This window comes from Maribellus sp. CM-23 (assembly GCF_021354595.1).
Taxonomy (GTDB): Bacteria; Bacteroidota; Bacteroidia; order Bacteroidales; family Prolixibacteraceae; genus Draconibacterium.
The window spans coordinates 309,105-329,327 of sequence record NZ_JADWYJ010000003.1 but is presented as its reverse complement, the minus strand read 5'-3'; the positions used below and the strand labels follow the sequence as shown (position 1 = coordinate 329,327).

Sequence of the window (20,223 nt, the reverse complement as noted above, 5' to 3'; positions counted from 1 at the left end):
TCGTTTTTTGAAACAACGGCTACAAGAGTCCGCGTTTACGCAAAAGTGGTTCTTTCGAAGGATCCTGTCCGCGGAATGTACGATACACATCCATACCATCGTAGGCACCGCTGGTTTCGAGCAGTGTACGGAATTTGGCCGCATATTCCTTGTTGAAAATATCACCGCTTTGTTTGAATGCATCGTAAGCATCGGTGTCGAGAACTGCCGCCCAGATGTACACATAGTAACCGGCCGAATAACCATCGCCCGAGAAAATATGCGAGAAATAAGTACTGCGGTAGCGGGGAACAAACTCCGGAATCAAGCCAATGGCATCCATCGCCTCTTTTTCAAACTGATTCACATCCGAAATATCCGTATTTTCAGTAGTGTGGTAATCCATATCGAGCAGCGCAGCTGCTACGTATTCGCCAGTTACAAAGCCCTGGTTAAAAGTACCGGCTTTCACCAGTTTGTTCAGCAGCTCATCCGGAATGGTTTCTCCCGTTTGATAGTGCTTGGCATATACTTTGATCACTTCCGGATCGGCCGCCCAGTTTTCCATGATCTGCGAAGGCAATTCCACAAAATCGCGCGGAACGCTTCCAATGGTGCGGTCGTATTTGCCATCCACAAACATAAAATGCAGGGCATGTCCGAATTCGTGGAAGAAAGTTTCCACTTCGTCAAAACTCAGCAAAGCCGGTGCATCACCTGCCGGGCGTGTAAAGTTCATTACAATTTCGCCAATATAAGGCATGCGTTTGCCGTCTCGGTAAGTAACATCGCGGAAACCGGTTGACCATGCGCCCACTTTCTTTCCGTCACGCGGATGAAAGTCCATGTACAATACAGCCAGGTGCGAACCGTCGGCTTCCAGCACTTCGTATGCTTCAGCTTCTTTATGATAGGTCGGAATATCGTCGCGTTTTACAAATTTCAATCCGTACAGGTTTTCAACTACATAGAAAATTCCTTCCTTAACCGTTTCCAGGCTAAAATAAGGTTTCAGTTCAGCTTCATCCAGGTCGTATTTTTCTTTGCGCAGTTTTTCGCCATAGTACCACCAATCCCACGATTCGATTTTGATGTTAGCTCCCTCGCGGTCGGCAATCGCCTGCATGGCTTTTACGTCTTCCTGGGCCATTTTCAGCGAAGGTTCCCAAAGTTCCATCAGGAAATTCGTGATGTTTTCGGGTGTTTTCGCCATGTTTACATCAGCCTTGTAAGCCGCAAAATTGGTAAAGCCCATCAGTTTGGCTTTCTGGTCGCGCAGCTTTACAATTTTTTTGATGATCTCTTTGTTATCGCTTTCATTGTCGTTGTTACCACGCATAAAATAACCGCGGTACAGTTTTTCGCGCAGTTCGCGTTTTTCAGAGAACTGAAGGAAAGGTGTCCAGCTTGGTTTGGCCATCGTGAAAACCCATTTGCCTGTTTCGCCTGCTTTTTCGGCTTCAGCCGCAGCACCGGCAATTACATCTTCCGGTAAACCGGCCAGATCTTCTTCCTTGTCAATAACAAGCTTGAAATTCTTATTGGTTTCGTTCAAAAGGTTTTCACCAAACTGAAGATACAACATCGACAACTCACCATTGATGCCTTTTAGCACTTCCTGGTTTTCGGGCGAAAGGTTGGCACCGTTGCGCTCAAAATCCTGGTAATATTTCTCAGTCACGCGAATTTGCTGGTCATCCAGTCCCAGTTCATTCCGGCGCTCATAAATCGATTTGATTTTTTTGAACAGTTCGGGATTCATTGAAATCTCGTCGCGGTTTTTCGATAACATTGGCGAAATTTCGCGGGCTGCAGCCTGCATTTCGTCGTTGGTATTGGCGCTGCTAAGCGGGTAAAACACCCCGGTAACCTTGTTCAGCAAGCTGCCCGATTTATCCAGGGCCAGAATCGTGTTTTCAAAAGTCGGTTCATCGGTATTGGCTACCAATGCTTCAATTTCGGCTTTTTGTTCATCGATACCTGCCACCACAGCGGGCACATAATGTTCTACTTTGATCGCTTCAAACGGCGGAACCCCAAAAGGCGTGTTCCACTCGGTAAAAAATGGATTTTCCATGTCAGTTTTACTTTCTGTTTTTTGGTTTTGGCACGAAACAACCGCCAAACCAGCTAAAACAACAATTAAGAGCAGTTTTTTTCTCATACAACTTCAGTTTTATTTTGAAGGCCGAAGATAAAAATTAATCATACAACCACTAATGACAGAATTCAAGGTTTCCTGCAATCATTGCCCATGATTTGATAAAGCTTTAAGAAATGGAGGCAAAGCACACTTTCAAAGCCACAACTTTCCCATCATCGGATAAAATCCTTACTTTTGTCGCGTTTAAAAAACGACAAAAAAACATTCAAAATGAATATATCGTATTCCTGGCTAAAAGATTACATCAAACTGGAGCAAACACCACAGGAAATTTGTGACATTCTGACCCAAACCGGGCTGGAAGTAGGAAGCATGGAAGAAGTGGAAACCGTAAAAGGCGGTTTGCAGGGACTTGTAATTGGCGAAGTGCTGACCTGTGAGAAACACCCGAATTCGGACCATCTGAGCCTTACCACCGTTAACGTGGGCACCGGCGAGGTACTTCCGATTGTTTGTGGCGCACCCAACGTTGCCGCCGGCCAAAAAGTAGTGGTGGCTACCGTAGGGACCACATTGTATGACGGCGACCAGGAGTTTACGATCAAAAAATCAAAGATCAGGGGCGAAACTTCCATGGGGATGATCTGTGCCGAAGATGAAATCGGCCTGGGCACCAGCCACGACGGGATTATGATTCTTGATCCCTCTGCAAAAGTGGGAACGGCAGCCAAAGATTATTTCAAGGTGGAGTCGGACTATGTAATTGAGGTAGACCTGACGCCCAACCGGATTGATGGTGGTTCACACATTGGTGTGGCACGTGACCTGGCTGCATTTCTAAGCAAAACACAAGAGATTCAATACACCAAACCTTCCGTGGAAGGATTCAAGGTTGATAATCACGACCTGGAAATTCCGGTGGAAGTGCGCAACCCGGAAGCTTGTCCGCGTTACGCCGGTGTTACCATAAAAGGAGTGGAAATTAAGCCGTCGCCCGAATGGTTGCAGAACCGTTTGAAAATGATTGGCCTCTCTCCCATCAACAACGTGGTTGACATTACCAACTACGTGCTTTTTGAAACCGGGCAACCGCTGCACGCTTTCGATGCCGATGACATTACCGGTGGAAAAGTGATTGTGCAAACGTTGCAACAGGGCACCAAGTTTACCACGCTCGACGAAGCAGAACGCGAACTGAATGAAAACGACCTGATGATTTGCAACGCCGATGGCGGAATGTGTATCGGGGGTGTTTTCGGCGGTATTCAATCGGGCGTAAAAGAAAGTACACGCAATATTTTCCTGGAAAGCGCTTATTTTGATCCGGTTTATATTCGGAAAACAGCTCGTCGTCACGGCTTAAACACCGACGCATCGTTCCGTTTCGAACGCGGTGTGGATCCGAACAATACCGTTTATGTTCTGAAACGTGCGGCAATGTTGATTAAGGAAATTGCCGGTGGCACTATCTCTTCTGAAATTGTGGATGTGTATCCGCAACCGATCGAAGATTTTAAAGTGGATATCACGTATGCCAATGTCACCCGTTTGATTGGGAAAGACCTGGGCGCTGATACCATCAAAAAGATACTGACTTCGCTGGAAATAAAAATCACTACCGAAAATGAAAACGGCCTTTCGTTGCTGGTTCCGCCTTACCGGGTGGATGTAAAACGCGAAGCCGATGTGATCGAGGACATCCTGCGAATTTACGGATACAACAATATTGAAATCCCAACCCAGGTAAATGCCTCGCTGCAAACAGCGGAGAAACCAAGTCCTGACGGTGTTAAAAACCTGGTTTCTGAAATGCTGACGGCGCGTGGTTTTAACGAAATCTGGTCGAACTCGCTGACCAAGGCATCTTATTATACCGATCTGAAAGATTTCAAGGCAGAGCAAAGCGTAATGATTCTGAATCCGCTGAGTGCCGATTTGAACGGAATGCGCCAGACTTTGCTCTTTGGAGGACTGGAAGCGATTGCCTACAACGCCAACCGCCAGAATAAAAACCTGCGCTTTTACGAATTTGGCAACTGTTACTTTTACAAAGGTACACAGCTAAAAGACCAGCCGGCCAACAATTACTGGGAAGAAAACCACCTGGCATTGTTTGTTACCGGAAATAAGGAAGTTGAAAACTGGACAGCCAAAGAACAAACCACCTCGTTTTACGAGCTGAAAACCTATGCCGAAAACATTTTGAAACGCCTGGGCTTGCTAAACCGCAACCTGGACGTAAAAGATTCGGAAAGCGAACTTTTTTCGGATGGTTTGACATACAGTTACAACAATAAAACAGTACTTGAATTGGGTGTTGTTGCCCGTCAGTTCCTGAAGAAATTTGACATTGAATCACCGGTTTACTATGCCGATTTTAACTGGGATCATGTTTTCGATGCGCATAAAAAACACACCGTTCTGTTTGAGGAGCTATCCAAGTTCCCGGCTGTTCGTCGCGACCTCGCACTGCTGATCGACAAATCGGTAAAGTTCGACCAGATCAAACAAGTGGCGCTGAAAACCGAACGCCAGTTGTTACAACAGGTCGACCTGTTTGACGTGTACGAAGGCAAAGGCGTACCGGAAGGGAAAAAATCATACGCGGTTAGTTTCATCCTGCGCGACAACAACAAAACACTGAACGACAAGCTGATCGACAAAACCATGCAGCGCTTGATCGCCGCATTCGACCGTGAGTTGGGAGCCTCGTTGCGTTAATCGCAAATTGGTGTTACCTTTGTTTCAGAATGATAGACAGAGATTTTACCATAAAAAGTACGATTCAGAAACTGAACCGTTTACCGGATGAAAAACTTCCGGAAGTAGAAAATTTTATTGATTTTCTTCTTGCTAAAATAGATGATGCGCTGCTAACTGAAGGAATGCAAAAATTAACTTCGGAGTCAAAAGCATTTAAGTATTTAGAGCATGAAGAAAATCTGTACTCTGTTGAAGATTTGAAAGAAAAATACAAATGATTACCCGACTCCGGGAATAGAGAACATTCAGTAAACATAAAGGAACATGCAAAAGGGTGACATAGTATTAATGCCTTTCCCGTTTTCCGATTTAACCGGAAAGAAACTACGACCGGCCTTAATACTATGTTCCTCTCCGCTCGATATCACGGTCTGTTTTATTACCACTCAATTTCAATGGAGAGAAAAGCACAATATTGCAATAACTCCCTCCCGCGCTAATGGCATAAAAAAAGCTTCCTTAATCAGGGTCAGTCAATTTGCCACCATCGACAAAGATCTTGTCATTGGGAAATTAGGTGAGCTGGAATCGAATTACGTCCGGCAGTTGAATCAAAATCTAATGGAGATTCTCCAGCTATCCTGAATATGCAAAACCACACCAAAGGAATTATCTACGCGTCGATCACCGCCTTTTTCTGGGGTTTTCTGGCCATCGCATTAAAGGTTGCTGTTCGCGAGGTGGATCCGCCAACCATTGTTTGGTTCCGTTTTGTGATCGCTTTTATCATGCTTGCGGTATGGCTGGGGATCAAAAACAGGTCTTCGTTCCGCATTCTGGTGAAACCTCCCGTTCTGTTGATTGTAGCCGCCATGGCTTTGTCCTGGAACTACATGGGCTACATGCTCGGTATCCATCATACCACGCCGAGCAACGCCCAGCTTTTTATTCAAAGTGGCCCGCTTATTCTGGCCACGGCGGGTTTTGTATTGTTCAGGGAAAAAGTCAGCAGAAACCAGATCGTCGGCTTTGCCATTGCTTTGGCTGGCTTTTCCTTTTTTTACCACGATCAGCTAAGCGCTTTTTTCGACAGCCGCGGAGATTACCAGATCGGAATCCTTTTAACCATTTCGGGCGCGGTTGCGTGGTCGGTTTACGCTATTCTGCAAAAGAAGCTTGTCGTAAACCATCCGGTGGATGCGCTCAACCTGTTTTTGTTCGGTTTTCCGGCCATTGCTTACATTCCTTTTGTTGATTTTCACTCGCTGATGCACCTGCACTGGTCGTGGTGGCTGCTGCTGGTATTTTTAGGGATGAATACCTTTATTGCCTATACCTGCGTGGCCAATGCACTCAAGTACACCGAAGCCAACAAAGTAAGCATTATACTGATTCTGAACCCGATGATTACGTTTATAACCATGGGAATTCTAACAGAGCTAAATGTTTCGTGGATCGCCCCCGAACGCTTCTCGATGATAACACTCGCAGGCGTTGTACTTGTCTTTACCGGCGCCATTCTGGTAGTTCGGAAAACAGGAAACAAAAGAATACCTAAACAAAACAGCAATGTTAAGGCCAGTTAAAAAGTTTTTAGATTGAAGTGCCCTATCACTACTTCCCAGGCATAACGTGAATTTATTCCGAAACGGAAACCGCTGGAATCAACAAAATCCTCCACGAATCTAATGTTTTCTTGTTTGTTTCCCAGTAAAAAAGGCAGCAGGCTGACCGAACTTTAAAAGCCAACATCGAAAAATATTTTACGAAAAATCCATTGATATCGAATAAGTTCTAAAAACAGGGCTTCGTCATTAAAATTTAAAAATTAGCTTTGCACCGAAAATATTTCATTCTCTTGAATAAGTACGAAGTACAGTTTTGCGTTTCGTCTTAGAAAAGTGAGTGAAGTAACTAACTAACCAAAGTTGCCTGAAAGTAATTCAAATATTCAGTCATTGGAATTCCTGTTGTTCAAAGCAGGAAATGCCCAGGTGTTTGAGAAAATTTTCAAATCCAATTACAATAAAATCACGGGCTTTTGTAACCAGTTTATTTTCGATCTGGACAAATCAAAAAGCATTGCCCAGGAGTCGTTTCTGAAACTTTGGCTCAACAGGGAAAAAGTGGAAACCGCGAACGGCATTTATTCTTTTCTGTATACCGCTGCCCGGACAGAGTGCCTGAATTACCTGCGTCACAAGAACATCGAAGGCAAATACCACCAAAAGAGCATCGAAGAAAAAGAGTTTCTTCTTTCACACGATATCTTAAATTCTTTTCAGTTGAATGAAATGGAGTTTTCGGAATTGGAAGAAGCCATAAAAAAAGCCATTGAAGAACTGCCCGAAAGATGCAGGGAGGTATTTATAAAAAGCCGCTTCGAAGGAAAGAAAAACCGTGAAATCGCGGAAGACTTGGGCATCGCTCTTAAATCGGTTGAAACCAATATGACGCGGGCCCTGAAGTTTTTACGAAAAAGCCTTTCAGAGTACCTCACCATCCTGATTGCTTTGTTGCTCCATTTATAAAAATGCTCCCATCTCCCCTTCCATAAAATACTGAAAACTAACATTCACCAATAAAAAATAGCACTAAATGAAAAAAAATCATCAATCTATACAGGGTATACACCCACTTGAGTGTACAATAATCACAGACCATTAATATGGATTACAATACCATCATAAAATATTTACAAGGACTTGCTTCCGCCGACGAAAAGCAGCAGTTTTTTGCATGGTTGGAAGAAGATCCGGCCAACAAAAAAGAATTTGCCGAATTAAAAAAGATATGGGCACTTACCGAGAAAGGCAAAGAGGATGAAAACTCGGCCTATTTACAGTTTCGGCAAAGCGAAAACAGGAAGAACAGACGCACACAATTGTTTAAGGTGTTTAAACAGGCAGCTGCTGTCATCGTTTTAATCGGGCTGGGTGTCGTTGCTTCTCAGTTGCTGAAAAGCACCGAAAAAGAACAGGAAATATATGCCGCCAGCTACAGCGTAAAAGCTCCGCTTGGGCAAATGACCAACCTTGAACTGCCCGATGGTACCATGGTGGTGTTAAACTCGGGAAGTACTATTAGCTACAAAAGCAATTTTAGCTACGGAAACCGGGAAGTTACACTGGAAGGTGAAGCTTTTTTTGATGTTCAGAAAGACAAGGAGTACCCTTTTGTGGTAAAGGCACCGCTTCTGGATATTAAAGTATACGGAACCTCGTTTAACATTGAAGCGTACCCCGGCGATGAAAGCTTTTCCGCCACTTTGGTGGAAGGCAGTGTCAGTATTTTAAATAAACACGGCGACGAGCTAAGCATGTTAAAACCCGGAGAAAACGCCAGTATGAACCAGCTGGATAAACAGCTGGTGATAAAAAAGGTAAATACCGAAATATACACTTCGTGGAAAAAAGGGCTGATTACTTTCAGAAGCGAAAAGCTGGAAGATATTGCCAAAAGACTTGAGCGCTGGTACAACGTGGAGATTGTGATTCGTGACGAAAAGCTGAAACAGGAGCGCTATTTTGGAACCATATTGAAAAACAAACCAATCGACCAAATACTCGAAGTATTTAAACTGACCACTTCGCTGGAATACGAAATTATCCCCCGGGCCAACCAACCAACATTGATATACTGGAACTAAAAACAATATTTGATTAAACCGAAAATACCTGCTTATGAACAAAACGAATACGTCCTAAAAGAAACAGACCGAAAATACTGGCTATATTTTCAGTCTGCTCAAAGAGGTTTGTGCGCTAACACAAACCAATCGTGATAAACAATGCTATCGCAAGCAAATCATTTACCAAAAACAAATTTATGAAAAAAAGTAACATTGCCACGAAAAGGCAAGGGCAAATTAAACTATTGAGGATTATGAAGATAACGGCGATTCTTCTTTTTGTTTTCACTTTCCAATCCTTTGCGAGTTCTTATGCACAATCTACCAAGTTAAACCTGTCGATGGAGGGAATAACTTTTGAAGAATTCATTGAAGAAGTGGAAGCAAAAACTGAGTTCTTTTTCATGCTGCGTTATGACGAAGACATTCTGGACAAGAAAATAGATGTAATATGCAAGGATGCACAAATTTCGGATATCCTTGACGACATACTGAAAAATACCGGGTACAGTTACAGCATTATCGATAAGTACATTGCTATTTCAAGAAAACAGGCTGACCTTAAAGGCTTACAGCAATCAAGAATATCGGGTACAGTAACCGATAACGAAGGCCAGCCACTTCCCGGGGTTACCGTTCTAATCAAAGGAACAACAACCGGTACCATTTCTGATTTTGAAGGAAAATACGTACTTACCGATGTGCCTGCCGAAGCAGTTTTAGTATTCTCGTTTGTGGGTATGAAAACCCAGGAGATTGTACACGGGAATCAAACTACAATTGATGTGAAATTGCTGGAAGATGCCATCGGTTTGGAAGAAGTAGTGGCCATTGGCTACGGAACTCAAAAGAAAGTAAACCTTACCGGTGCTATTTCCAATGTAACCGCAAAAGAACTGGATGCCCGTCCGATTACCAACATGTCGGGTGCACTCTCTGGATTGGCTACCGGTGTTTACGTATCGCAAGGCGATGCCCAGCCTGGTAAAGACGGCGCTACCATACGCATTCGCGGTGTAGGAACATTGAACGATTCCAACCCGCTTGTTTTGATTGACGGAATCGAATCATCGATGGGTGATATCAACCCCAACGACGTTGAAAGTATTTCGGTACTGAAAGATGCTGCTTCATCAGCCATTTACGGATCGAGGGCAGCTAACGGGGTTATCCTCATCACGTCAAAAAAAGGCCAGGTGGGACACTTAAAAGTTACGTACAGCGGTTATTACGGTGTTCAGTCGGTGACCAAGAAAAAAGACTATGTAACAGACTTTGCCACCTACATGGAACTGGGGAACGAAGCATATGCCAATGTTGGCATGGCGCCTCTGTTTGCCCAATCGGAAATCGACCTGTGGAGAAGCTCACCCGATCCGGTTTTAACACCCAATGTTGACTGGGTGGACGTTTGGTTTGGCGATCCTGCCGCTTTGCAGTCACATCACCTTGGTTTTTCGGGAGGAACAGAAAAAACACGGTACAACTTTTCGCTGGGTTACCTCGATCAGAAAGGTATTACACCCGATACATGGGCCAAACGCTACAATTTCCGTATGAACTGGGAAGGTTCAATTTTCGACAACCTGAAAGTGGGAACCAACATGTCGGGTTCGTGGAAAGACCTGGAAGACCTTGACTGGGCCGAGATTTTTCATCAAATGCCGGGTATTCCTTACGAACGCAACGAAGACGGACGCTATGGTTATGCACAGGCTTTGGGAGCCGGAACGGTAAACAACCCAAGAGCTCAGTGGGAAAGCCGCAATGATTACGAACGTCAGATTCGTTACCTCGGAAAATTCTATGCAAACTGGGAAATTCTGGAAGGCCTAACATTTTCTGAGAACATAGCGATTAACTACAACAACCTGTCAAACCGTACTTTCCAGGGCGAAGTTGAATTGTGGAACTTCAGCGAAAACATGGTAATGCGGAAACTGGGAAATCCGGAAACAGCCAACAACAGCAACAACGAAAACTTTACGGTTACCAATTACAGCACGCTGAATTACACCAATACCTTTAAGGAAAACCACAACCTGAATTTACTGGCGGGTTTTAGTTACGAAGACTACCGCCTTGACAAGTTTGGCGCAAGCATCCAGGAATTTCATAACAACGAATTGCAGGTGTTGGACGCAGGTCTGGAAAATCCGCAAGTAAACGGTACGGCCAGCGAATGGACACTGATGTCGTGGTTCGGTCGTTTGAATTATGATTTCAAAGGCAAATACTTATTTGAAGCCAACATTCGTTACGATGGATCTTCACGTTTCAGACAAGGTAATAAATGGGGAGCTTTTCCTTCATTCTCTGCCGGCTGGCGTATTTCAGAAGAAGATTTTATGAACGACATTAGCTGGTTAGACAACCTGAAACTTCGCGCTTCGTGGGGAAAACTGGGGAACCAGAATATTATGCTGGGTGGTAATCCGAATTATTATCCTTATCAAACAGTTTACTCGCTCGGGCAAAACTATACGATGGGTGGTAGTGTAACTTCGGGTATTGCATCCACTGCGGTTGTAAATTCGGACATTGTATGGGAAAGCACCACCACCAGCAACATTGGTGTTGATGCCACCCTGTTTGGAAAACTGAGTGTAACAGCCGAATACTACAGCCGCTTAACCGATGGTATTCTGATCGGTATGCAGATACCCAAAACTATGGGTAACAAAACCAATCCGGTGGTAAACCTGGCCGAGGTGAAAAACTACGGATGGGAATTAAGCGCCAACTACCAGGACAACCTGGGCGATTTGAATTACTCGCTTGGGTTTAACATCAGTAACGTAAACAACGAAGTAACCAAATACCAGGGCGAAGTACGCTCAGGAGGTAATTTTGTAACCTGGGAAGGACACCCTTACCAGTCGATGTACGGTTATGTTTCTGAAGGCATCATCCGCACGCAGGAAGAGCTGGATGCATTAAATGCCAAAGCCAGAGAATTATCGGGTAACGACAAAGCTTACTTCATTACCAACAAAACCCGTCCCGGCGACTTAAAATACAAAGACCTGGATGGCAACGGAGTAATCGACAGCAACGACCGCGAAATTATTGGGAACACCATTCCAAAATACACCTATGGAATTTCGCTGGGCTTGACATACAAAGGATTGGATTTCAATGCGCTTCTTCAGGGAGTTGCCGGCCGCGATTCATACCTCGAAGGCGTTGGAATATTCCCGATGGGAGTTAACGGCGACCGCGGGCAAATTCCATCCGAATGGCTTACAGATCGCTACATCCCCGAAGATCAGTCAACCTGGCAAACAGCTACCTTGCCACGTATCGTAAACATTGGCAGCCACCAGGATAACTACAGATTCTCAACTTTCTGGAAACAGGACGCTTCGTTCCTGCGTGTAAAATCGGTACAAGTGGGATACACCGTTCCGAACACAAAGGCATTTGGTGTCGACAGAATCCGCCTGTATGTAAGCGGCGAAAACCTGTTCACATTCACCAAATTCGATGGCTACGATCCTGAGAGAAGTGCAACAGAAACCGGTATTACACAATATCCGCTGCAGAAAACAATTTCACTGGGTACACAAATTACATTTTAACAAAGGGAGGAAAGAACTATGAAGATCAAGATATCACTATTGGCAGTTTTAGTAATGCTATTGGCGGCATGCGAAAATGTGCTTGACAAACAACCCCTGGACAAAATCTCTGAAGCTACTTTCTGGCTCTCGCCTGCCGATGCCGAAGCCGGTATACAAGCCTGTTACGATGCGCTGCAATGCGTTGGAACAAGCAAAAACCTGAGTTACGAACTTTGGGGAATGATGGATTGCTTTACGCCGTTGGCTCATGCACGTGACGGCGGAAGATTTCAGATTGCCAGCGGCACCTTCGACCCCAGTAATGCAGTTGTGGCCGAGGTATGGGCGTCAGCCTACAGAGGCGTTGTTCGTTGCAACGATTTTCTGATGCACATCGACGAGATTCCGTTTGCCGACAACGAAGCAGGACGCAAAAGCCGGATGAAAGGCGAAGCTTCTTTTCTGAGGGCTTTATACTACTACCAGCTAACGCTAATTTTCGGAGATGTCCCGCTTATCCTCGAGATCCAGGACGTTTCGGAAGCAATGGTTGAACGTACACCGCAGGCGCAGATAATCAATGCAATTTACGATGACTTGGATGTAGCCATCAACTCACTTCCTGAAAGCTATTCGGGAAGCGACATTGCCCGCGCATCAAAAGGTGCTGCCCTTACGCTGAAAACAAAAGTTCAGCTGCTTGAAGAAGATTTTGCCGGTGCTGCTATCAGTGCAAAGGCCGTTATCGACAGCGATGTTTATACTTTGCAACCCAGTTTCCCTGACGTGTTTAATATGCAGAATGAAAACAACTCAGAGGTGATTTTCGATATCCAGTTTATCTCGTTTGTGCAAGACGGTAACTGTTTTGATAAAATGTATGCCACCCGTGCACACTCGTCATGGGGATGGACCTGGATTCACCCATCGCTGTGGTTGGTGGATAAATTCGAGCGCATCGATGAAAATCCGGAATATACCATTGAAGATGCCCGCATTCAACCGGAGGTTTACAACTATTTCGAAGGCCGCGACCCACGTTTGGACTGGACAATCATTCGTCCGGGAGCCCACACTATCGGTGAAGGCAATGTAGACATGCTTTATCCATACGGAGTTACAGGATACACACACAGCCGCACGGGTATGACCGTTCGTAAAACCATTATCGAAGGCGATGGCGGTATTGCTTACGACTCACCCAACAACTGGATACTTTTCCGTTTAGCCGATGTATTGTTGATGTATGCTGAGGCAAAAACAGAAACACTTAGCGGAACCATTACCGATGCTTCGGTTTACGATGCCATCAACGAGGTTCGTTCAAGAGCATCCGACAAACTTCCGTTATACGAAGTTGGTTCGCTTACCAAAGAAGAAATGATCGAAAACATACGCAACGAAAGCATTCGTGAACTGGCAATGGAAGGCTGGTTGTATGCCCGTTTCAAACGTTGGGACTGGCTGAAGCTAAACGATGGCTTTAAGTTGATGGGAATGAAAACCAACGGAGACATCTGTACTTTTGCAGATTCACCGATCCTTACCTGCCAGTATTTCGATTACCACAAATGGTGGCCTATCCCACAGCAGGAAAGAGAAATCAATCCGAATTTGACACAAAACCCGGGTTATCCGGAATAGTCTGGTTAAATAAGGCGTTATTCGAAAGGCTTCCAATTGGAAGCCTTTCGTTAACTTTCCTATTCTGTGCTCCAATAGCATCGCCTGATTTGGAATATAAAACAGGCTCTGGTATTCCTGAAAACGGAATAACTCCTTCAGAGAAGTAAGATGAAATATGTCAGCAAACTGGAAAACGATTGTATTTCAGGCAAATTCTACTGAAAAGAATCAGCTACCTCATCAATTAACAAATTCAAACAAATGAAGTATTGCGTTTTATTCGCCTTTATTCTGGCAGGCATTTTTACATCTGCCCAGGTACCTCCCGGAGACTGGTCGTTAATCTGGCAGGACGAATTTAACGGAACTACTGTTGACGCGACCAAATGGGCTTCGCGCGGAGAAGGATACCGCACAACACGAAACCACGATGGCTATACCATTTACTGGCGCTACGAAGACGACAATGTCTCTCTGGCAGATGGGAAACTGGTTTTAACCAACACCCGCGTAACAACAAGCAAAGATACTGTGCTGGCAGCGGCAGTTACTTCCATTAACCTGTTCGAAAGAAAGTACGGCTATTACGAAGCATCGATAAAAACAGCACCGACTGCCGATGGTTGCCATACCGCATTCTGGCTGCAAAGCAAAACAATGGGCAATGTTGGCAATGGCGGAAGCGATGGTGCTGAAATCGACATTCTGGAGTCTGCCTACATTACCAATAAATACAACATTGCACTACACTGGGACGGATATGGCGCAGATCACAAAAGCTGGGCACAAAGCGCCGGTGGTTCGGTACATGATGGAAATTACCACACCTATGGCCTTGAATGGGGACCCGGTTATTACAAATTCTATTTCGATGGCGTTCTTAAATCAACTTATTCAGGTGAAGGTGTTTCCGATGCACTTGAATATATAATCTTATCAACTGGAGCCAGCTGGGGCGATGGTAACGCCCATACCGGCACTTTCCCCAACGCCGCTTACGTAGATTATGTGCGTGTGTACGAAGGTGTTGGATTGCCAGACAATCAAACCGATACACTTCTTACAATTCTGCCTCTGGACGACAGCTATGTGTACGGTGCTGACAATGGTACCGCCAAAACGCACGGCAGCGAAACAAAGATCACAGTTAAAGAAGGGCTTACCACACCTTATGTCCGTCGTGCTTATTTGAAGTTTGGGATGAGTACTGTTAGCGGCAATATTAAGTCAGCCAAACTGCAACTGAAAGTTCAAAGCTCCAATACCGAAGCCGAATCGGTTGCGTTCGATTTAAAATACGTAAGCAACGACTCGTGGACAGAAGAATCCCTGACATGGGATAATCAGCCATCAATTGGGACAGTAATTGCCAGTGCCCAAGGTCTGGCTTCCGGCCATACAATGGAATGGGACATTACCACTCAGCTGAAAAACGATTTGGCTGACGGAGCCATTTCCCTCCAGTTAAACTCGTCGACAGCCGGCGGAGCAAGTTTAACTTTTTACAGCAAAGAAGAGAGCAACCAGCTGGATCAGCCCAAGCTATTGATCGAATATGATGATTCGGAAGTAACTTCCATTCCCATATTCCCACAAGGGAACTCTGCCCGAAATTTTGATTTTTACCCCAACCCGGTAAAAGATCTGCTGCACATAAACTACCGTTCAGTGGAAAATTCAGAAATAACAATTGATATTCTGGATGCATCGGGGCAACCAAAGAAAAGGTGGATTTCAAATGTACATCCGGGTGAAAATCAACTGGAGATAAATCTTGGAGGTCGCTTTGCTTCCGGTTACTATTTTCTTCAAATAAATGATGGGAAAAAGATTGCAACACAAAAAATGATCATTCAACACTGACAAGCAACAATCTTCGTCGTGACGACAGGTAGAAATAAAAACCTGTTTTCAGGATGAAACCCGTTTACCACGATATCTGACAAAGCATTTATTACCTGAGTATGTATATATTTATAAACCAATTAAAAACAAATAAACCACAATGAGACACTATCTTCTGTTATTGTTACTTGTGCTATCATTCAACGGATTTGGATGGCAGGAACGCAACCTGCTTCAGAAAAAGGCAGATTTGGCTCAGTTAAAATCCTGCTTGATCAACCATCAGAAATGGGTCAGCTACCCGGCCTACAACGACCGCCAGGGATGGGATAAACTAACCGTGGGTGTCAAAGAAGAAATCATTGAGCGGGGCGAACAGGCCCTAAGCCACGAATGGGAAGTTGTATCGGCTACAGATTACCTGGAATTTGAGCGAAGCGGGTCGCGCGATATTATGCAAAGCCCCTTTGGCCGGAATAATTTAGCACTGGCTGATTTGGTACTGGCAGAACTGGCAGAAGGAAAAGGACGCTTTCTGGACCAGATCTCCAACGGAATATGGCTGAGTTGCGAAATGACTTCATGGGCGCTGTCGGCCCATGTTTCGCGCGAGCAGGCTGAAAACACTTCCCTACCCTCCTATAAAGAAAATATCATTGACCTGACTGCCGGCGACATGGGATCGTTTTTTGCCTGGACCTATTATTTTCTGAAAGATGAACTGGCCAAAGTTCAGCCGCTGATTCCCGAACGTCTTCGCGAGAATCTTCAGACGCGTATTCTCGATCCGTTTATGAACCGCACCTTTTGGTGGATGGCTACCAACGCAACACCAGAAACCATGGTCAACAACTGGAATCCGTGGTGTAATTTTAATGTTCTGACCTGTTTTCTGCTACTGGAAAACAATCCGGATAAACTGGCAGAAGCTGTTTACCGAACCATGGAATCGGTAGATAAATTTATCAATTATACGCATGAAGACGGTGCCTGTGAAGAAGGCCCTTCGTATTGGGGACATGCAGCCGGGAAAATGTACGATTACCTGGCTTTGCTCAGTCAGGCAACCAATGGCAAGGTGTCTGTTTTTGATCAGCCCATGATCAAAAATATGGGGGAATACATTGCCAAATCTTACGTTGGGAGTGGCTGGGTCGTAAACTTTGCCGATGCTTCTGCACGTGGAGGTGGCCAACCGGGATTGATTTTCCGCTACGGAAAAGCTGTAAAAAGTACTGAAATGAAGCAATTTGCAGCTTATTTATTTGAGCGCGACGGTGGTAAAAACGCCTACCAGTCTGGCCGTGACATGTACCGCACTCTCGAGAATCTTTTGTCATACAACGAATTGTCGGAAACCAGCCCGGCTATTCCGCAGGAGCCGTTTACCTGGTACCCGGAAACCGAATTCTGCTACATGCGAAATGCTTCGGGATTCTTTTTCGCCGCCAAAGGTGGTTACAACAACGAGAGCCACAACCACAACGACATGGGGACTTTTTCGCTTTATGTGGACAATACTCCCATGATTATTGATATTGGTGTGGGAACCTATACCCGTCAGACTTTTAGCAGCGAAAGGTATTCGATCTGGACCATGCAAGGCAACTACCACAACCTGCCAATGATCAACGGCGAGGCGCAGGCTTTTGGTGCCCGGTATCGTTCAAAAAACACAGAGGCAAACGAAAGCAAATCCAGCTTTTCAGTTGATTTGGCAAACGCCTATCCCGACGAAGCAGAAGTTGACAGTTGGAGAAGAACTTACCGTCTTCAAGATGACAAACTGCTGCTTGAAGATAAATTCTCGCTTTCAGAAACTAAGGGTGCCAATCAGCTCATTTTTATGACCTGGGGACTGCCCAAAACAGAAAAGGCAGGTATTATTACCATTGAAAAAGATGGCAAAAGCATTCAGCTGAAATACGACCCGCAACAATTCGAGCCCGGGGTTGAAACAGTTGAAGTTACCGATCCGAGGCTAACAAAAGTATGGGGCAATCAGGTCTATCGTTTATCTTTGAACGCCCGCAAACAAAAACTGAGAGATAACTATAAAATTACGATACAGAAACGCTAATACGATTTAACGATGAGACAATTACTTGGGATGATTTGTGTGCTTGCCATTTTATCGGCTTGCACTACAAAAACGAATGAAAAAGATCAGTTTGACACAATGGCTTTCATTGCTGAAAAGTTCGACAATACTTTGCAGGCAGAAAGTGATTCAACAAAAATACCCAGAACCATTGATGAGAACGGTAACCTGAAAACCGTAGGAATCTATAACTGGACCAGCGGCTTTTTTGCCGGAAACCTTTGGTACATGTACGAACTAACCAAAGATGACAAATGGAAAACCGAGGCGATTAAGTGGACCGAAGCCCTGGATACCATCCAGTACTGGAGCGGGAACCACGACGTTGGTTTTATGATGTACTGTAGCTATGGGAACGGGATGAAGTTTGCCGGGCTCGACAACAAAGATATCCTGGTACAAACTGCGGAGTCGCTGAGCAAGCGTTACAGCGAAAAAACACTGGCCATTGAATCGTGGGATTACCGCAAAGCCTGGGACGAAAAAACAGAGTGGTTCTTCCCGGTGATCATCGACAACATGATGAACCTGGAACTGTTGTTTGAAGCCAGTATTTTAAGCGGCAACAACAAATACAGGGACATTGCGGTGCAACACGCCGAAACCACCATGAAAAACCATTACCGCGACGATTATTCCTGTTACCACGTGGTGGATTACGATACCATCACCGGCGCCGTTCTGGACAAGGCAACCTGCCAGGGTTTCACCGATGCATCGGCCTGGGCACGCGGACAAGCCTGGGGTTTGTACGGTTATGTGTTGTGCTACCGGTACACAAAAGACAAGAAATTTCTGGATTTTGCTGAAAACATTGCCGTGTATATGCTTCACCACAAGAACTTGCCCGAAGACTTAATTCCTTACTGGGATTACAATGTGGCAGACGAAGGCTTTGTGCCTGAATGGGAATACGACACGGCTGATTATCCGGAGATACCGCGCGATGCTTCGGCTGCAGCAGTAACAGCTTCGGCCTTGTACGAGCTTTCGATCTATGTTCCGGAAAAAGGTTATTCGGAACAAGCCGATAAAATGGTTGCGTCGCTTCTTAGTCCCGATTACCTGTCGGTTCACGGCAAAAACAAGTATTTCATCCTCAACCATAGTGTTGGCAGTATTCCGCACGGCGTTGAGATTGATGTTCCGTTGGTGTATGCCGATTATTACCTGCTGGAAGCTATGTACCGCAAAGAAAAACTGGAAAAAGGTGAAAAGTTTTAGTCTGACTCAAATGAAAAAAATCGTCTGTTTCTTTGGCTTACTGCTTTTTGTTCTTTTTGCAAAGGCACAAGACGAGGCGCGCCCCAATATTCTGTTTATTGCGGTGGACGATTTACGCCCCGAATTAGGATGTTATGGAGCTTCACACATTAAATCGCCCCATATTGATCAGCTCGCTGCTGAAGGAATGGTTTTTAACCGCTCTTACTGTAATGTTCCGGTGTGCGGTGCCTCCCGGGCCAGTTTGTTATCCGGCATCAGGCCAGACCGGCAACGGTTTTTAAACTTCAGTTGCTGGCAGGATAAAGATGTGCCCGGCGTGGTTAGCTTGCCCATGTATTTTAAAAACAATGGCTATAGCACCCTTTCGTTGGGAAAAATCTATCATCACCGGGAAGATGGAAAAGGAAGCTGGTCGGAGCAGCCCTGGTATCCAAGCGGAGATTGGGAAGGATGGCAAGCCTACATTACAGAGGAAGCTAAAAAACAGATTGAACCAAGAAAAGGTGGGGTTGGCATCAACGGTGTTTCTTTTGAAGCCCCCGAGGGTCCGGATCACATCTACCCCGACGGAGTGATCGCACAACAGGCCATCAAAAAGCTGAATGACTTAAAAACCAGTCAACAGCCCTTCTTTCTTGCGCTTGGTTTTCTAAAACCTCACCTGCCTTTTAATGCTCCCAAAAAATACTGGGATATGTATGATCATGAGAAGATCCAACTTCCGGATAACATGTATAAACCCAAAGATGCACCCGACGCATGCATGCATCCGTTTGGGGAGCTCAGAAACTATACCGATGTCCCCGATAAAGGGCCAATGGACAAGGAGTTTATGCGAAAACTTATTCACGGGTATTATGCCTGCGTAAGTTATACCGATGCCCAGATTGGCAAAGTTTTAAGTGAGCTGGAGAGACTGGGACTGGCAGAAAATACGATTGTTATTTTATGGGGCGATCACGGGTGGCATCTAGGCGAACACGACCTATGGTGCAAACACTGTAATTTCGAAAAAGTGTTACACACTCCTTTGATCTTAAAAGCTCCGGGAAAAGAGAACGCCCAACACACCGATGCTTTGGTAGAATATGTAGATATTTATCCTACGCTGTGTGAGTTGGCCGGCCTCGAAAAACCCTTTCATTTGCAGGGGAGAAGCATGGTCCCGCTGCTTGACAACCCGGAAATGCCGTGGAAAGAAGAGGTGTATTCCCGTTGGATTGACGGCGAAACCGTTATCACGCAAACCCACACCTACACCGAATGGTTCAGAAAGGGAGAAGAGAAAGGATACACACGGATGCTTTATAACCTTGTTACCGATCCTGAAGAGACCGTAAATATTTCAGAGAAACAAGAAAACAAGGAGCTGGTAACGGATTTACAGGATAAACTATACCAGCACATGAAAAAAAGAAACAGACTCGTAATCAAATAGAAATAA

Annotated in this window: 13 protein-coding genes; 12 read left to right on the top strand and 1 reads right to left on the bottom strand. The window is 45.0% G+C overall.

The genetic code is table 11. The features are described 5' to 3' along the window. Positions 1 to 19 precede the first annotated feature (19 nt). Complete coding sequence (locus INQ51_RS12295) at positions 20 to 2,143, bottom strand: M3 family metallopeptidase (RefSeq protein WP_233378264.1); 2,124 nt, start codon at positions 2,141 to 2,143, stop codon at positions 20 to 22. 174 nt (positions 2,144 to 2,317) lie between these two features. On the opposite strand from INQ51_RS12295, the gene pheT reads away from it, so the two are divergent. The 12 genes from pheT (at position 2,318) to INQ51_RS12240 (ending at position 20,217) form a co-directional block, all read left to right on the top strand. Next, positions 2,318 to 4,804, top strand: a complete 2,487-nt coding sequence (gene pheT / locus INQ51_RS12290) for a phenylalanine--tRNA ligase subunit beta (protein WP_410796306.1) — start codon at positions 2,318 to 2,320, stop codon at positions 4,802 to 4,804. A 29-nt stretch (positions 4,805 to 4,833) separates the two neighbouring features. Next, positions 4,834 to 5,064, top strand: coding sequence for a hypothetical protein (locus INQ51_RS12285; protein ID WP_233378262.1), 231 nt, complete (start codon positions 4,834 to 4,836; stop codon positions 5,062 to 5,064). 46 nt (positions 5,065 to 5,110) lie between these two features. After that, positions 5,111 to 5,431 (top strand): type II toxin-antitoxin system PemK/MazF family toxin, encoded by a 321-nt coding sequence (locus tag INQ51_RS22750; protein ID WP_410796305.1) that lies wholly within the window; start codon positions 5,111 to 5,113, stop codon positions 5,429 to 5,431. 2 nt (positions 5,432 to 5,433) lie between these two features. Further along, positions 5,434 to 6,372, top strand: coding sequence for a DMT family transporter (locus INQ51_RS12280; protein ID WP_233378261.1), 939 nt, complete (start codon positions 5,434 to 5,436; stop codon positions 6,370 to 6,372). A gap of 372 nt (positions 6,373 to 6,744) precedes the next feature. Then, complete coding sequence (locus INQ51_RS12275) at positions 6,745 to 7,317, top strand: RNA polymerase sigma-70 factor (RefSeq protein ID WP_233378260.1); 573 nt, start codon at positions 6,745 to 6,747, stop codon at positions 7,315 to 7,317. 137 nt (positions 7,318 to 7,454) lie between these two features. Further along, a complete protein-coding gene (locus INQ51_RS12270) occupies positions 7,455 to 8,435 on the top strand; it encodes a FecR domain-containing protein (protein WP_233378259.1) in 981 nt (326 codons plus the stop codon). Between the two features lie 236 nt (positions 8,436 to 8,671). Further along, positions 8,672 to 11,998: a TonB-dependent receptor gene (locus tag INQ51_RS12265; protein WP_233378258.1), complete on the top strand. Its 3,327-nt coding sequence runs from the start codon at positions 8,672 to 8,674 to the stop codon at positions 11,996 to 11,998. A gap of 18 nt (positions 11,999 to 12,016) precedes the next feature. After that, complete coding sequence (locus INQ51_RS12260; protein WP_233378257.1) at positions 12,017 to 13,624, top strand: RagB/SusD family nutrient uptake outer membrane protein; 1,608 nt, start codon at positions 12,017 to 12,019, stop codon at positions 13,622 to 13,624. Between the two features lie 243 nt (positions 13,625 to 13,867). Next, positions 13,868 to 15,469, top strand: coding sequence for a DNRLRE domain-containing protein (locus INQ51_RS12255; RefSeq protein ID WP_233378256.1), 1,602 nt, complete (start codon positions 13,868 to 13,870; stop codon positions 15,467 to 15,469). 142 nt (positions 15,470 to 15,611) lie between these two features. Next, positions 15,612 to 17,531: a heparinase II/III family protein gene (locus INQ51_RS12250; RefSeq protein ID WP_233378255.1), complete on the top strand. Its 1,920-nt coding sequence runs from the start codon at positions 15,612 to 15,614 to the stop codon at positions 17,529 to 17,531. Positions 17,532 to 17,543: 12 nt separating this feature from the next. Beyond that, complete coding sequence (locus tag INQ51_RS12245) at positions 17,544 to 18,776, top strand: glycoside hydrolase family 88 protein (protein ID WP_233378254.1); 1,233 nt, start codon at positions 17,544 to 17,546, stop codon at positions 18,774 to 18,776. Between the two features lie 10 nt (positions 18,777 to 18,786). Then, on the top strand, positions 18,787 to 20,217 hold the full coding sequence (locus tag INQ51_RS12240; protein WP_233378253.1) for a sulfatase: 1,431 nt from the start codon (positions 18,787 to 18,789) through the stop codon (positions 20,215 to 20,217). Positions 20,218 to 20,223: the final 6 nt, after the last annotated feature.